Annotated in this window: 10 protein-coding genes; 4 read left to right on the plus strand and 6 right to left on the minus strand. The window is 65.8% G+C overall.

Going from position 1 to position 15,315, the window contains the following annotated elements; all coding sequences use genetic code 11:
- Positions 1 to 185 precede the first annotated feature (185 nt).
- From JOY90_RS21820 to JOY90_RS21835, 4 genes are all read right to left on the minus strand, one after another.
- The gene (locus JOY90_RS21820) at positions 186 to 914 is read right to left on the minus strand and encodes an SDR family NAD(P)-dependent oxidoreductase (RefSeq protein WP_291693184.1); all 729 of its coding nucleotides are present in this window, start codon (positions 912 to 914) and stop codon (positions 186 to 188) included.
- A complete protein-coding gene (locus JOY90_RS21825) occupies positions 907 to 2,289 on the minus strand; it encodes a fatty acid--CoA ligase family protein (RefSeq protein ID WP_291693185.1) in 1,383 nt (460 codons plus the stop codon). The genes JOY90_RS21820 and JOY90_RS21825 overlap by 8 nt, the downstream gene beginning before the upstream one ends.
- The gene (locus JOY90_RS21830) at positions 2,276 to 2,521 is read right to left on the minus strand and encodes an acyl carrier protein (protein WP_291693186.1); all 246 of its coding nucleotides are present in this window, start codon (positions 2,519 to 2,521) and stop codon (positions 2,276 to 2,278) included. Before JOY90_RS21830 ends, JOY90_RS21825 begins: the two co-directional genes overlap by 14 nt.
- Before the next feature lie 105 nt (positions 2,522 to 2,626).
- Positions 2,627 to 4,435, minus strand: a complete 1,809-nt coding sequence (locus JOY90_RS21835) for a long-chain-acyl-CoA synthetase (RefSeq protein ID WP_291693187.1) — start codon at positions 4,433 to 4,435, stop codon at positions 2,627 to 2,629.
- Between the two features lie 315 nt (positions 4,436 to 4,750).
- On the opposite strand from JOY90_RS21835, the gene JOY90_RS21840 reads away from it, so the two are divergent.
- Positions 4,751 to 7,888 carry an efflux RND transporter permease subunit gene (locus JOY90_RS21840; protein WP_291693188.1) on the plus strand — a complete coding sequence of 1,046 codons (3,138 nt, stop codon included), beginning with the start codon at positions 4,751 to 4,753 and terminating at the stop codon, positions 7,886 to 7,888.
- A 15-nt stretch (positions 7,889 to 7,903) separates the two neighbouring features.
- Here the strand turns inward: JOY90_RS21840 and htpG are convergent, their stop codons facing one another.
- Positions 7,904 to 9,775, minus strand: a complete 1,872-nt coding sequence (gene htpG, locus JOY90_RS21845; protein WP_291693189.1) for a molecular chaperone HtpG — start codon at positions 9,773 to 9,775, stop codon at positions 7,904 to 7,906.
- 118 nt (positions 9,776 to 9,893) lie between these two features.
- Between htpG and JOY90_RS21850 the strand changes: the two genes are divergently transcribed.
- The 3 genes from JOY90_RS21850 to bluB all read left to right on the plus strand — a co-directional run bounded on the left by JOY90_RS21850 (position 9,894) and on the right by bluB (position 13,317).
- Entirely contained in the window at positions 9,894 to 11,144 is a 1,251-nt protein-coding gene (locus JOY90_RS21850; RefSeq protein WP_291693190.1) for a DUF2235 domain-containing protein, read from the plus strand.
- Positions 11,145 to 11,435: 291 nt separating this feature from the next.
- Positions 11,436 to 12,581, plus strand: a complete 1,146-nt coding sequence (locus tag JOY90_RS21855) for an OpgC domain-containing protein (protein WP_291693191.1) — start codon at positions 11,436 to 11,438, stop codon at positions 12,579 to 12,581.
- Positions 12,582 to 12,657: 76 nt separating this feature from the next.
- Positions 12,658 to 13,317, plus strand: a complete 660-nt coding sequence (gene bluB / locus JOY90_RS21860; protein WP_291693193.1) for a 5,6-dimethylbenzimidazole synthase — start codon at positions 12,658 to 12,660, stop codon at positions 13,315 to 13,317.
- A gap of 12 nt (positions 13,318 to 13,329) precedes the next feature.
- On the opposite strand, the gene JOY90_RS21865 is transcribed toward bluB, so the two are convergent.
- Entirely contained in the window at positions 13,330 to 15,171 is a 1,842-nt protein-coding gene (locus tag JOY90_RS21865; protein ID WP_291693192.1) for a tetratricopeptide repeat protein, read from the minus strand.
- Between the last annotated feature and the right edge of the window lie 144 nt (positions 15,172 to 15,315).

A 15,315-nucleotide genomic window follows, 5' to 3' on the forward strand; every position in this document is an offset into this window, starting at 1 on the left:
TCCGTGTAAGCCGCCCCGCCGATAGCGAGCAGCGCCAGGATGAAAATAACGGTTAACGTTTGCATGGCTCTCTTTTCGGCTGCGATTGTGGCCAAAAAGGTCACGTCCTTACGCAATTCCGAAAGCGTCGCGAAAAATACAATCGACAGCGAAAGGCTTGCCGAAATGTCCTGAAAAATCAGTGGTCAGGCGGTATTGCCGGCGTCGATCGTCAGCACGGTCCCGGTGACGTTACGGCCGCCGTCGCCGAGCAGATATTCGACCATTGCCGCGACGTCGTCGGTTTCCGGCAGCCGCCGCAGCGCACTGCGGCCGGCGATGCGCTGCCGCGATTCGTCGGAAAGAGTCTGCGTCAGCTCGGTGGCGATGAACCCGGGCGCGATCGCGTTCACGGTGATGCCGAGCTTGCCGACCTCGCGCGCCAGCGAGCGCGTGAACCCGGTCGCGGCCGCCTTGGTCGCGCCATAGACCGACAGGCCGTTATAGCCGGTCGAGGCGATGATCGAGGAGACGTTGACGATGCGACCCTGCCCGTCGGCCATCATGTGCCGTACCACGTATTTGGTGAGGACCACCGGCGAGAGCACGTTGAGGCGGACCAGCGCTTCGATGTCGGAGTTGCGCATCGTCGCCAGCAGGCCCTCGGTGCCGAGGCCGGCATTGTTGACGAGGCCATAGATCGCGCCGAATTCGTCGCGCAGCCGCTTCACGAAAGCGGGGATGGCGTCGACCTCGCCGAGATCGAAGGCCCGGAAATGCAGCCGGCCAGCGCTTTCGTCGAGCTCGCGCGCGGCACGAAACGCCTCGCTCTCGCGCCGCGCCACCGCGATCACGCCAAAGCCGGCCGCGGCGAGCCGGCGTGCGATCGCAAGCCCGATGCCCCGGCTGCCGCCGGTGACGAGCACGTTACGCATCGGCCCGCGCCAGCTTTCCCGCCGGCGTCACGTCGAGCGACGGCACGAAGCGGATCACCGCCGGCACCTTGTGCGCGGCAAGCTCGCTCCGGCACCGGGCGATGATTTCGACCCGGACGTCGGCATCCCCGCGTGAACTGTCCTCATTGAGCACGACGTCGGCGACGCAGATGGCGCCGGTGATCGGGCTCCTGCGCGATTTCGCGCGCGACATCAGCACCGCCGGATGGCGGTTGATCACCGCTTCGATCTCCTCGGGATGCACCTTCAGGCCGCCGATATTGATGATACCGCCGCGCCGGCCGACGAAATGATAACGGTCGCCACGCAGCTCGACCATGTCGCCGGTGTCGACGAAGCCTTCCGCGTCCATCAGCGCCACCGCCTGCCGGCCGACATAGGCGTGGGCGGTACGCCTGGAGCGGATGCGCAGCGAACCGGCCACCACCTTCATCTCGACACCATCACGGTTGGTCCCGATCATGGCGGCCGGAAAGCCTTCCAGGCCGTCACTGACGGCGAAGCCGATTCCGGCCTCGGTCGAGGCATAGGCGTGCCCGATCGATGCTTGCGGAAACGCCTGCTTCAGCCCGTCCAGCACGGCCTGATCGGCGATCTCGCCCGACAGGCGGACATGGCGCGGCGAGAAACCCGCGGTCGCGCCGCTCATCAACAGCTTGCGCCAATGCGACGGCGTCCCCGAAATATGCGTCACGCCCCGCGCATTCAGCCGCGCCACGAAATCGGCGATGGGTTCGGAAGGTTCCGACAGCACCATCGAGCCGCCGCCGATCACGGCGCGCAGGAAGATCTGCAAACCGCCATAGCGGCGAATGTCGTAGAAGGTCGCCCACACCGGCGGCGTGCCGCGCGCCGGCCCTTCGGCCACGATCGCGCCGGAGAGCCCTTCCAGCGTATGGCCGACGATCTTGGGCACGCCCGACGTGCCCGAGGTCAGCATCAGCCACTCCGTGGCGCGTGCCGGGTTCGGCCTCCCGGTCGCCCGCTCAGGCTCCCGCGTCGCCACGATCAGGTAGACGCCGGCGTCCGACCAGCGCCGCGGCCGGTCGGTGACAATGGCGTCGATGCCGACGTCGTCGATCAGGGCCTGGATATGGTTGGGATCGAGATCGGGCGGACAAAGCAGGAGGCGCCGGGCGATGCCGTCGAGCTCGATCATCGCCAGCGCGGTCATCAACTGCCCGGAAACGGCGAGCAGCACCGAGCGTCCGGAAAGCTCGCTGGAGCGCCCGACGATGCAGCTCTCCTGCAGGACACCGGTCAGCGACACGGCCTCTCGCGCGTCGGAGATCATCCGCCCCTTCAGCTCGGGGCTGAGATAGTCGCGCAGCGCGAAGAATTCACGCGGGGACATTTTCGTAGGCCTGGACGAAATCCCCGACCGTCAGCGGAAACGCTGCGTCCTCCGCAATGGTGAACGGATCGATGCCGAGATCATCCTCGAGCCGGGCGACCAGGATCGCGAAGGCGAGCGAATCGAAGCCGGTCTCATGGAGCGAGAGATCGTCGACCAGCGGCGGCAACGTGACCCGCTGCTCCTCGGCGACCTGCTTCATCGCTGCGAAAATCCTCAACCTCGTCGACATCGGCGCGCCTCTTCCCTGGATTGGGCCGCCGCCATGATAGAGCGCAAACGACGAAAGGGGTCAGCGCGCGAACGAACTTTCGCGCTGGTTGGTAAATGCCATTCGTTAAAATCTGAACGAGCAGGCGGTGATACGCGCGTGAAGGTCGCTGTCCAGCGGGCGATAGTCGCCGGCCTGCGGGTCACGGACATGGAGCGGGTCACGGACAATGGAGGGATCGAAGCCGTCCCGAGCCAGTTGATGCTTCTTCTGCTTGAAGGTGTCGGTCGAATCCAGTGCCGCGCTCATGCGCAGGAACAAGGGATGCGCGTAGGGTGGCAGCCGGCGCGCGAGATGATCGGCGAATGTCCTCAGGTCGAACCGATCGCAGGTCACGATCGCGGACATGCCGGCGCGCCCGTCGCAGCCCGGCACCTCGACCCCATAGGTCGTCGCATCGAGCACGCCCTCGCAGGCGCGAATGGCGTCATTGACCTCGCCGGTCGAGACGTTCTCGCCCTTCCAGCGAAACGTATCGCCGACCCGGTCGACGAAATGAAAATAGCCCTGCGCGTCCTGCCGCATCAGATCGCCGGTGCGAAACCAGGCATCGCCATCCGCGAACACGTTGCGCAGGATCTTCCTTTCGGTCTCGGCGGCGTCGGTATAGCCTTCGAAGCGTCCGCCGCCCTCGTCCGCCGTGCCGATGCGGCCGATGGCCTCTCCGATCTCGCCGCGGGCGCAGGCGATGCAGAGTCCGTCAACGCCGCGCAGCGGGGCGCTGCTGTCGATATCGACCTGCACGATTGCCGCAGGGAAACGATGCGCGAGCAGTGGCGGGATGCGGCCGATCGCGCCCGGTTTGCCCTCGACATTGTAGAGCGAGAAATTGCCTTCGGTCGCCGCATAGAATTCGAGCATGCGCGGGATCGCAAAGCGCGCCTGGAACGCCTCCCAGATGTCGCCGCGCAGGCCGTTGCCGCAGGCGAGCCGCAGCCGGTGCTGCCGCTCGAGCTCGGAAGGAGGAGCGCTCAGCAAGTAGCGGCAGAGCTCGCCGATATACTGGAAGATCGTGCAATCGAAGCGCGCGATGTCGGGCCAGAACCGGCTTGCGGAGAATCTCTCCGCCAGCACGACGGAGCCGCCCGCAAACAGCATGCTGCAGGGCGCGACGATGCCGCCGACGGAATGATGGACCGGCAGGCAGTCATAGAGCCGATCGTTGCGCGTGGCGTCGGTGAGCCCCGCGAACCAGCCGCCCCAGTTCAGGATGCGGCGATGGCTGATGCTGGCCGCCTTCGGCAGACCGGTGGTGCCGGATGTGTAGATCAGGAGCGCGCGGTCGCTGATCGTGACGTCGCGGCGCTCGGCCGGCAACAGCGGGTCGCCGTCGAACGCGGTGAGCGCGACGTCGAGATCGCCGTCGCTGCCATGCACCCAGACCTTGGCGGCGCGATCGAGATGCGGCCGCGCCGCTTCGAGCGCGTCGGCCAGCTCACGCACAACGACGATATGGCTCGCGTTGGCAACGTTGATGCCATGCGCCAGCGACGGGCCGACCAGGCGGGTGTTGATCAGCGCCACCACGGCCCCGACCCGGCTGATGCCGAGCCAGGCCGCCACATAGTCCGGCCGGCTCGGCATGATCAGGCAGATGGTGTCGCCGGCCTTCACGCCGATCGACAGCGCCCAGCGCGCGTAGCGGTTGGCGCGCGCCGCGAGTGCGCAATAGGTGAACGTCTCGCGATCCGAGATCAGCGCGGGACGGTCACCCTGCCGCTCGGCCCATGCGTCGACCACATCGGCAAACAGCCGATGCGGATCGACCTCGATGCGCGACGTCAGCTCGATCGCCCTCAGCCAGCTCTTCGCAGCCGAATGGTTTCCGCGTGGGATCGGGCTTTCGGTCGGGCGATCGGCGAGGCCAGTGCTCATGGCTTCCCCCATAGGCCATCTCGGCTGATCAGGTGTTAACTGGGAAGGTTAAAGGAAACCGCTTCGCCGCAGCGCCCGGAACAAGGTTCCGTCGGGTGGTCAATGGACCGCCGCTAGGACGAAGGTCGAATGATTCGGCCGCATTTCCGTTCGCGAAGCGGCGTGCCTTGCGGCTATGCTCCGTCTCAAAGGGCGGTCGCTGCCGCGGCGATGCGCCCGACCAAGGCGAGGAAAACGCACGTCCGTGCTTGGGCTTTCGAGCACGGCTCCCGGCATTCCGGGAAAAGATGCGCCAGTTGTTAACGGGAACTGGGCATGAACGAAAGCATCTCGTCGCCGTTCATCCGATATCCGATCGGAACGTCGCTGCTGATGGCCGGCATCCTGTTCGTCGGGCTGGTGGCCTATCCCTTGCTGCCGGTCGCGCCCCTGCCGCAGGTCGACTTTCCGACCATCCAGGTGTCCGCGAGCCTGCCGGGCGGCAGCCCCGAAACCATGGCCGCTTCGGTCGCACAGCCGCTCGAGCGGCAGCTCGCGCAGATACCTGGCATCGCGCAGATGACCTCGACCAGTTCGCTGGGCTCGACCTCCATCACCATCCAGTTCGACCTCAATCGCAATATCGATGGTGCCGCCAACGACATCCAGGGCGCGATCAACGCTGCCGGCGGCCAATTACCGAAGAACCTGCCTTCGCCGCCCACCTACCGCAAGGTCAACCCGGCGGATGCGCCGATCCTGCTGTTGTCGGCGACCTCGGATGTCGTGCCGCTGATCCGGCTGAGCGACGCAGTCGACGTGCAACTCGGCCAGCAGATCAGCCAGATTTCCGGCGTCGCCCAGGTGTTCATCGGCGGCCAGCAGAAACCTTCGATCCGGATCCAGGTCGATCCCGCGAAGCTTGTCGCCAAGGGTCTGTCGCTGGAGGACGTCCGCAGCCAGATCGCCATCACCACGGTCGACGCCCCGAAGGGGAACATCGACGGCGCGAAGCGCGCCTTCACCATCTACGCCAACGACCAGCTCACCGATGCCAAGGACTGGAACGACGTCATCATCGCCTACCGCAATGGCGCACCCCTTCGGGTCCGCGACATCGGCAGGGCGATCGCCGGCCCCGAGGACATGAAGCAGGCAGCCTGGGCCGATGGCAAGCGCGGGATATTCCTCGTCATCTTCAAGCAGCCCGGCGCCAACGTCATCGACACCGTCAACCGGATCAAGAACGAGCTTCCTCGCCTGATCGCGGCGATTCCGCCCGCCATCAAGATCAAGATCATCAGCGATCGCACCCTCACCATCCGTGCGGCGGTCAGTGACGTCCAGATCACGCTGATGATCACCGTCGCGCTGGTGGTCATGGTGATCTTCGTCTTCCTGCGCAGCTTCTGGGCCACCGCGATCCCGGCGATCACGGTTCCGCTCGCGCTGCTCGGCGCCTGCGCGCTGATGTGGGCGTTCGGCTACACGCTCGACAACCTTTCGCTCATGGCATTGACGATCGCCGTCGGCTTCGTTGTCGACGACGCCATCGTCATGCTGGAGAACATTACACGCCACGTGGAGCATGGCGAAAAGCCGTTGGCCGCCGCCTTCAAGGGCGCCAAGGAGATCGCCTTCACCATCGTGTCGATCAGCGTGTCGCTGGTGGCGGTATTGATCCCGCTGCTCCTGATGGGCGGCGTCATCGGCCGCCTGTTCCGCGAATTCGCCGTGACGCTCGCGATGACGATCTTCGTCTCGATGATGGTTTCGCTGACCCTGACCCCGATGATGGCTTCGCGCTTCCTGCGCGCCCAGAGCGAGACCCGTCACGGGCCGTTCTACCGGTGGAGCGAGCGCCTGTTCGAACGAATGCTGCACGCCTATGAGCGCGGCCTCGATCTTGCGCTCCGGCGCAGCCTGATCACGCTGTGCATCTTCTTCGCCACCGTCGGCTTGTCGGTCTATCTGTTCATCATCATTCCGAAAGGTTTCTTCCCGCAGCAGGACAACGGCTTCCTGACCGGCGTGTCGGAAGCCTCGCAGGACATTTCCTTCGCCGAAATGGAGCGCAAGCAGGAGGAGCTCAGTCGCATCGTCCAGGCCGATCCCGCGGTCGAATCGATCGCCATGTTCGTCGGCGGCGGCGGCACCGCGCTGAATTCGGGACGCATGTACATCACGCTGAAGCCGCATGACGAACGCGACGCCGGCGCCGAGCAGATCATCGCGCGATTGCGGCCGAAGCTGGAGAAGGTCGAGGGTGCCAGGCTCTATCTGCAGGCTTCGCAGGACGTCCGGCTCGGCGGCCGCGCCACGCGGACCCAGTTCGAGTTCACGCTGCAGGACGCCAATCTCGCCGAGCTGGACGTATGGGCGCCGAAGATCCTGGCCAGGATGCAGACGCTGCCCGAGCTGCGCGACGTCGCAACCGACCAGCAGACCGAGGGCACGACGCTCGCGCTGACCATCGACCGCGATACCGCCGCGCGCTACGGCATCGAGCCGCAGTTGATCGACGACACGCTCTACGACGCCTTCGGCCAGCGCCAGGTCACGCAATATTTCACCCAGCTCAACTCCTACCACGTGATCCTGGAGATCCTGCCGGAGCTACAGGGCAAGGTCGACACGCTCGACAAGCTCTACGTCAAATCGCCGATCACCGGCGAACAGGTGCCGCTATCGGTGTTCTGCAAATGGACCACCGTCCCGGTGCGACCGCTCGCGATCGCTCACCAGGGCCAGTTTCCGGCGGTCACCATCAGCTTCAACCTCGGCGAGGGCGTCGCGCTCGGCCAGGCGACGGGCGCGGTGCAACAGGCGATGGCCGGTCTGGGCGCGCCCGCCACGCTCAGCTCGAGCTTCCAGGGCACGGCGCAGGCCTTTCAGCAGTCCCTCGGCACCGTCCCGCTGCTCATTGTCGCCGCGCTGGTCGTGGTCTACCTGATCCTCGGCATTCTCTACGAGAGTTACATCCACCCGCTGACGATCCTCTCGACGTTGCCGTCCGCCGGCGTCGGCGCGCTGGCCATCCTGATGGCGTTCGGTTTCGATTTCAGCCTGATCGCCCTGATCGGGGTGATCCTGCTGATCGGCATCGTCAAGAAGAACGGCATCATGATGGTGGACTTTGCGATCGTGGCGGAACGCGAGCAGCATCTGTCGCCGCGCGAGTCGATCCGCAAGGCGGCGTTGCTGCGCTTCCGCCCGATCATGATGACGACGATGGCAGCCTTGCTCGGCGGCCTGCCGCTGATGCTCGGCAGGGGGACCGGCGCGGAAATCCGCCAGCCGCTCGGCTATGCAATGGTCGGCGGCCTCATCGTCAGCCAGATGCTGACGCTGTTCACGACCCCGGTGGTCTATCTCTACCTCGACCGTCTTTCCAACACATTGTCGCGCTGGACCGCGACGCGAAAGAGCGATGCCGCCGCGACCTCGGAGCAGCTCAAGGACGCTGCCGAGTAGGTTCGCCGCGGCCGATCAGCCGGCCACGCCCTGCAGCACCAGCCGGTTGAGCCGCGAGGCGAACGCCGAGGGGTCTTCCGGCAATTCGCCGTCGAGAATCTGCGCCTGCTCCAGCAGCAACAGCGACAGATCGTCGGCGGCGGCCTTGTCGCCGCCCCCGACCCTCGCGATCGCGGCGACCAGGGGATGGCGGAGATTGATCTCCAGGATCGGCTTGCTCCGCGTGCCGCGCGCCTGCTGCGACAACAGCCGTTCGAGCTCGCGATCGGGCCCATGGCTGCCGGCCACCAGGCAGGAGGCGCTGGTGGTGAGCCGGGTCGAGGCCTTCACGTCGGTGACGCGCTCGCCGAGGCTCGCCTTGATCAGCGCGATCGTTTCCGCTTCGTCCGCTTCCGGCCGGGTCTCGTCCCTGGCCTTGTCATCGACCAGCGGGATCAGGTCGAGATTGAGATCGCCCTGGCTCAGCGACTTCAGCGGCTTGCCCTCGAACTCGAGCCGTGCCGAGGTCCAGAACGCATCGACCGGGTCGGTCAGCAGCAGCACCTCGATGCCGCGCGCCGCGGCCGCCTCCAGCCGCGGGTTGGATTTAAGCCGCTCGATGCTGTCGCCCACCAGGAAGTAGATCTCGGTCTGGTTCGGCTTCATCTCGGCGAGATATTGCTTGAGCGAACGCCGCTCGCTCGCGGTGGTCGCGAAACGCGACAGCGCCAGGAGCTTCTCGCGTCGCTCGAAATCCTCGTAGATGCCTTCCTTGACCACGGCGCCGAAGGCGTCCCAGATCTTGTCGAAGCTTTCGGGCTCCTTGTCGGAAAGCTGCTCCAGCTCGCCGACGACGCGGCCCGTCACCGCCTTCCGGATCTGGGCGAGCTGCGGGTTGTTCTGCAGCATCTCGCGGGAAATGTTGAGCGGCAGATCCTCGCTGTCGATCACGCCGCGAATGAAACGCAGATAGGCCGGCAGCAGGTCGGCATCATCGGTGATGAACACCCGCCGCACATAGAGCTTGACCTTGCCTTTGCGCGCCGGCTCGAACAGGTCGAACGGCTTGGTCGACGGCGCGAACAGCAGCACCACGTAGGAGTAACGGCCCTCGGCGCGATAATGCAGCGTCATCGCCGGCTCGTCGAAGGCGTTGGCAATCGATTTGTAGGCCTGCGCGTAGTCCTCCGGCTTCAGCTCCGATTTCGAGCGCTGCCACAGCGCGCTCGCCGAATTGATCTGCCGCGTCTCGCCCTCCTCGGGCACCAGCTCGATCGGGAACTGGATGTTGTCGGAGTAGGCGCCGACGATCCGCTCGATCTCGTACGCCTCCAGATATTTCCTGGCGTCGGCCTTCAGGTGCAGCACGACCTCGGTGCCGCGCGTCACGCGCTTGGCATCCTCGTCGCTGGCCGGCGCCACCTCGAACCCCGCCCCGCCCGACGACGACCAGGTCCAGACCTCGGCGCTTCCGGCCCGCCGGCTGTGAACGACGATGCGGTCCGCGACCATGAACGCCGAGTAGAAGCCGACGCCGAACTGCCCGATCAGGCTGGCGCCGTCCTTGGCCTCGGCCAGCCTCGACACGAACGCCTTGGTACCGGAGCGGGCGATGGTGCCGAGATGGTCGATCAGCTCCTGCCGGTCCATGCCAACGCCGGTGTCGGCGACCGTCAGCCTATCGGCCTTCTTGTCCGGAATGATGCGGATTTTCGGCGCCTCGCCGTCGCCGATCAGTTCGGGCCTGGCGATTGCCTCGTAGCGCAGCTTGTCGCAAGCGTCGGAAGCGTTCGAGATCAGCTCGCGCAGGAAGATGTCCGTCTCCGAATAGACCGAATGCACCATCAGGTGGAGGAGTTCGGAAACCTCGGCTTGAAAGGGCTGGGTAACGGCGTCGGTGGCAGTCATTGCGTGCTCATTGATGGCTATGCCGAATGCTCGGAAAGCTCCGATATAGCAACGTCGTTCACACTGGCAAGCGGGCCAGCCGTGATACGATCAATCTTCGCCTGCACGGAGGATTGTCATGAAACGGATCATCATCCTGATTGACGGGACGTGGAACGACGAGGGCAAGGGCAATGACACCAATATCGCCAAGCTCGACCCGAATTACGAGGCCGCCGGAGCCCCGCTGATCAAGCCGGTCGCCGCCGACGGCACCGAGCAAAGGGCCTTCTATCACGACGGCGTCGGCAACGACCCTGACCTGCTGAAGCGCCTGCTGGGCGGTGCGATCGGGATCGGCTTGAGAAAAATCGTGCAGGAAGGCTATCAGAAAGTCGTGGAAAACTACGCGCTTGGCGATCAGATCTTCATCCTTGGCTTTTCACGCGGCGCCTACGCCGCACGGGCCTTGGCGGGGCTGATCGGCGCCTCGGGACTCCAGCGCACCCCCGGGCCGAACGGTTTTGACGTCGTCTGGAACCATTTCCGCGTCGCCCCCGAGGTCCGGGCCGGCGCAAAGCCGGCAAGCTCGGGCGACCAGAAGGCCATCGATTCCTTCCAGACCGCCGCTGCGCAAAATGCCGTCGATCCCGCACCGCGCGTGAGGTGCGTCGGCGTGTTCGATACGGTCGGATCCTACGGCGTTCCCGCCGGCATCGGCCTGGCCGCGCTTGGCCGCTATTTCACGCTGGCATTCCTGGGCTTTCACGACACGGAGATCGGCAGGCATGTCGACTTCGGTCTTCATGCCGTTGCCGTCGACGAACGTCGTCGTCCGTTCGTCCCGACGTTCTGGACGGCCCCCAAGGGGCAACCGCCGCTGGCCCATGTCGAACAGACGTGGTTCGCCGGTGTGCACTGCAATATCGGCGGCGGCTACCCCGACGCGGGCCTGTCCGACAGGGCCCTGATCTGGATGATTGCGCGGCTGCAGGCCCTGACGGGCCTGGAATTCGATGTCGAGCGGGTGAAAGCCGTCACCAGACCCAACATCGACGGCGAGGTCGTCGACTCCGCCAAGGGCTGGATCGTCGACGAGACCTTTCCGTATGGCCGCATCATCCTCTCGCCCGACGCCATCGAGCACGGTGCCTTCATGAACAGACGGAATCCGGCCGAGGAGCACGTCAACGAGCGCGTGCATTGGAGCGCCATCGAGAAGCGCGGCCGGAAATGCACCGTATTCGGCGTGCGCGACACGCCGTATGCACCAAGCAACATGCCCATGCCCGCAGACATTCGCCCCGACCAGATCGCTGAGATAACCGCCGAGGAGTCGGCACTGCTGGGCGCGGCAGGCGCGGCCGGCCACGGTGCGACGGCGGCTTGACCAGTCGGGCTGCGGGCAGCTTTCCGCCAGACCGGATCGGAACGCCGGCCCATGTCGGGCCCGTCGTCGACTGGCGACCCGCATGCCGGCCAGCCGCTCGCGCCGGCGCCAGGCGGTATCTGCGGACGTCATCATGACGACCGTTAACCAATCAGCGTGGCCGCGGCGCCTCGGGTGGCGCGCAAGATCGCGCATTCACGCAAAGTCTATTCAGAGTTGATAGGGCTGCCCGTCTAGATTCTGCGGCAACTGATTCTAGATATTTGTCGGCTTTTCGAGCTTCCCGGTTACATGAATCAATCGATCAAATCCCATCTGGAGCGGTGCGGGTCCGATCTGCGCATCGAGTTCCTGCGCGGGCTCGCCAACTGGTTCATTTTCCTCGACCACATCCCCAACAATGTCGTCAACCTGGTGACCCTGCGGAACTTCGGCTTCAGCGGCGCGACCGACGTGTTCGTGTTCGTGGCGGGTTACGCGGCAGCGATCTTCTTCGGCCGGATGGCGATCGAACGCTCGTTCGTCGTGACGGCGACGCGAATTCTCGCGCGGGTGTGGAAGCTCTATGCCGCCTACATCGTATTGTTCGTGATCTATGTGGACGTCATCGGCAGCACCGCCGCCGAATATGCCGCCCCCGAGATGTTCGACGAGTACAACATCACCGGATTCGTCGACCACCCGGCGCGGACGCTGCTGCACGGCCTGATGCTGCAGGCCAAGCCGCTCAACCTCGACACCCTGCAATTGTTCATCCCGCTGATGACGTTCTTCCCCCTGGTGCTGTGGCTGATGCTGCGCCGGCCGAACTGGACCCTGGCCGGCTCCGTCCTGCTGTACTGCGCGGCGCGGCAGTTCGACTGGAGCCTGCCCTCGTTCCCCTCGGGAACCTGGTATTTCAACCCGTTCTGCTGGCAGCTCCTGTATGTGCTGGGGGCGTGGTTCGCCCTCAACGGCGCCGAGCTGACGCGAATGCTCCACGGCCTGCGGCCGCTGCGGGCCGCGGCGGTCGGCTATCTGGTGCTGGCGCTCGGGGTGGCGGTCGTTTACCACGCACCCGCCTATGCCAAGCTGATGCCCGACGTCGGAATCGGCTTCGGCCCGATCACGCCCGACGGCCGGGAGAACCTCGCGCCGGCACGCGTGCTGCATCTGCTCGCGCTCGCCTTCGTATTCAGCTATTTCGTGCCGCGCGATTTCGCGCCGCTGCGCTGGAGGCTCCTGCAACCGATCATGAAGTGCGGCGAGCAGTGGATCGCGGTGTTCTGCATCGCCGTGTTCCTGTCCTTTGCCGGCCACCTCGTGCTGGTCACCGGACCGAACTCGCTTCTGATGCAGGTTCTGGTCAGCGTGGCGGGACTCGCGATCATGACCGGGGTCGCCTACTACATTTCCTGGTCGAAGCGGCAGGACCACCACCGCCTCGCCTTCAACTGAGGCCGGCCGCTTCCGGCCGCGCGGGTTCCTGTGCTAATGCCTGCGAAGGGCGCTTATGTCCCCGCATCTCATCGGCATGACCCGCGAATCTACACGACCGCCACGCTTCGATGCGCCGTTCCGCGCGCAATTCGCCGAGCTCGTGCGCTGGCGGCGCGACGTCCGCAGGTTTCGACCCGACACCGCCGTCGATCCGGATCTCGTCGAGCGATTGCTGTCGCTCGCCGTCCATGCGCCCTCGGTCGGCCTGAGCCAGCCCTGGCGTTTCGTCCTGGTCGAGACGCCGGCGCGGCGCGCGGCGATCTCAGACAATTTTGCCAGGGCCAACCGCGCCGCGCTCGAGGGCTATGCGGGCGAGCGCCAGGCGCGCTACGCACGGCTGAAGCTCGAGGGATTGGCACAGGCGCCGGTGCATCTTGCGGTCTGTGCCGACGAGGCAACCTCCGCAGGTCACGGCCTCGGACGCCAGACCATGCCGGAGACGCTGCGCTATTCGGTGGTCGCTGCGGTTCAGACGCTGTGGCTCGCCGCGCGCGCCGAAGGGCTCGGGGTCGGCTGGGTCTCGATCCTCGATCCCGAGGCCGTCCGCACCATCCTCGACCTGCCGGTGCAGTGGAGCTTCATCGCCTATCTCTGCATCGGCTGGCCGGAGGAGGAGCACGATGATCCCGAGCTCGAACGCCACGGCTGGCAGGCACGGCTCTGCGACGAAGCGATGAAGCCGCTGCGGCGGTGATAGCTGCGCCGATCAGCCGGACCTGCCCGGCCATGCCGCGATCTTCGCCTTCAACTCGGCTCGCACCTTTGCGATCACCTCGCCATAGTCGCGCGCGAGATCCTGCCGGAACAGCCTTGCGGTCGGATACCAGGGGCTGTCGTCGCGATCGAGCAGCCAGCGGAAGTCGGGCATGTAGGGCAGCAGGATCCAGGTCGGCCGGCCCAGCGCTGCGGCAAGATGCGCCATGCTGGTGTCGACGGTGATGATGAGGTCGAAGCAACAGGCGAGTGCGGCGGTCTCGACGAAGTCGGTGAGATGCTCCGTCAGGTCGACGATCTCGCGGCGCGCGCGCAAGGCCGTCTGGTCTGATGACCGCGGGTCCTTTTGCAGGCTGACGAAGGTTGCGTCGAGGTCGAGGATCGGCGCCAGGACGTGGAACGGCAGCGAACGGTTGTGGTCGTTCTTGTGCTTGGGATTGCCGGACCAGACCAGGCCGATCCGCATCCGGTCGTGTGGGCCAAGCCTGTCTTCCCAGACCTGCCGGCGCGCCGGCGCCGGAAGCGGCAGATAGGGCGTCGTGGCCGGGATGGTATCCAGCCTCGTCCCGAACGCCAGCGGAAGGCTGTCGAGCGGTATGTACATGTCGAATGGCGGCAAAGTCGCAGCGTGCGACATCGGCAGGCATTGCGACACGCCGGGAAGATCCCGCAGCAGGGCGCAGAGGGCATCGGGCACCACCAGCAGCACGCGCGCGCCAAGCTCCGCCACCATCGGCACATAGCGCACGAACTGGATGGTATCGCCGAGCCCCTCGTCGACATGGACGAGGACGGTCTTGCCGGCGATCGTCTCCTTCCCCAGCCACATCGGCTGGGCAAAACTGAAACGCGCGATCGGCAGGCTCGGGATTTTCCATCGTGCCTCCCGCCCGATCCAGCCGGGCTCGAAGTTTCCCATCAGAAGATGGAGCAGCGCGACCGCCCAGTCCGCATCGGCATTGCCGGGCTCGATCACCTTGACCTGGTCATAGGCCGCGAAGGCTTCCGTGAAGCGGCGAAGGTGGACCAGCGAATTGGCCCGGTTGGAATGCGCGGCCACGTAGTCCGGCCGCAGCGCGACCGCGCGCTCGAACCACGGCAGCGCCTCGGCGTCGCGGCCGAGCCGGTGCAGGAACACGCCGAGATTATTGCAAATGTCGGCCTGCGGCGGATCGAGCGCCTGGGCGCGGCGGATATCGGCGAGCGCCTCCTCGAAACGGTCGAGGCTGAACAGCGTCAGCGCCCGCATCTGCAAGGTCGGGGCATGATCGGGCCTCAGCCGGTCGGCGAGATCGAGGTGGGTCAGCGCCTCCTCCGGCCTGCCGGACTGGCAGAGCAGCGACCCCGCGTTGTAGGCCGCGTCTCGGTGTTGCCCATCGAGCTTCAGCACATGCTGAAAGGCCAGGATGGCCTGATCGGCGCGGTTCAGGTCGACCAGCACGTTGCCGAGCGCCATCCACAGGAACACCGCGTCGGGCTTGAGCTGCACCGCCTTGTCGAACGCCTTCAGCGCCTCTTCGAGCCGTCCCTGCTGTCTCAGCACGGTGCCGAGCGTCACAAGGTATTCCGGCTTGGGTTGCTGCCGGACGGCGCGGGCCGTCCATTCCATGGCATCATCGAGCTGCCCCGTGTGCAGCGCGAGCAGTCCCGCCAGATGCAGCGCGTCGGCGTGGTTGGCGTCGACGGCCAACGCCTGCCGGCAGCAAAGCTGCGCGTCGAGAGGACGGTCGGCGCGCAGATGGCGCATGCCGTCCTCATAGAGCACGGTGGCGCCTTGGCCGGCGGCTGCCGGCCTGGACTTCTCCACACCCGCCCGGCGGTCCCGTCGATTCATCGGGGTTGTTTCCTCGACCGCCCGGCGATCAGCCGGCTCAACTCGCCGCTGACTCGGTCCAGAACTTCGCCATGATCGCGCGTGGGACCCTGCCGGAACAGCCGCACGGTCGGATACCAGGGGCTGTCGTCGCGATCGAGCAGC

Source organism: Bradyrhizobium sp. (assembly GCF_019242285.1).
In the GTDB taxonomy this organism is placed as follows: domain Bacteria; phylum Pseudomonadota; class Alphaproteobacteria; order Rhizobiales; family Xanthobacteraceae; genus Bradyrhizobium.

Excerpts from the sequence above, each read along its gene's own strand:
- JOY90_RS21820 (WP_291693184.1), bottom strand. The coding sequence starts at position 914 with ATGCGTAACGTGCTCGTCACCGGCGGCAGCCGGGGCATCGGGCTTGCG.
- JOY90_RS21825 (WP_291693185.1), bottom strand. The coding sequence starts at position 2,289 with ATGTCCCCGCGTGAATTCTTCGCGCTGCGCGACTATCTCAGCCCCGAG.
- JOY90_RS21830 (WP_291693186.1), bottom strand. The coding sequence starts at position 2,521 with ATGTCGACGAGGTTGAGGATTTTCGCAGCGATGAAGCAGGTCGCCGAG.
- JOY90_RS21835 (WP_291693187.1), bottom strand. The coding sequence starts at position 4,435 with ATGAGCACTGGCCTCGCCGATCGCCCGACCGAAAGCCCGATCCCACGC.
- JOY90_RS21840 (WP_291693188.1), top strand. The coding sequence starts at position 4,751 with ATGAACGAAAGCATCTCGTCGCCGTTCATCCGATATCCGATCGGAACG.
- htpG (WP_291693189.1), bottom strand. The coding sequence starts at position 9,775 with ATGACTGCCACCGACGCCGTTACCCAGCCCTTTCAAGCCGAGGTTTCC.
- JOY90_RS21850 (WP_291693190.1), top strand. The coding sequence starts at position 9,894 with ATGAAACGGATCATCATCCTGATTGACGGGACGTGGAACGACGAGGGC.
- JOY90_RS21855 (WP_291693191.1), top strand. The coding sequence starts at position 11,436 with ATGAATCAATCGATCAAATCCCATCTGGAGCGGTGCGGGTCCGATCTG.
- bluB (WP_291693193.1), top strand. The coding sequence starts at position 12,658 with ATGACCCGCGAATCTACACGACCGCCACGCTTCGATGCGCCGTTCCGC.
- JOY90_RS21865 (WP_291693192.1), bottom strand. The coding sequence starts at position 15,171 with ATGAATCGACGGGACCGCCGGGCGGGTGTGGAGAAGTCCAGGCCGGCA.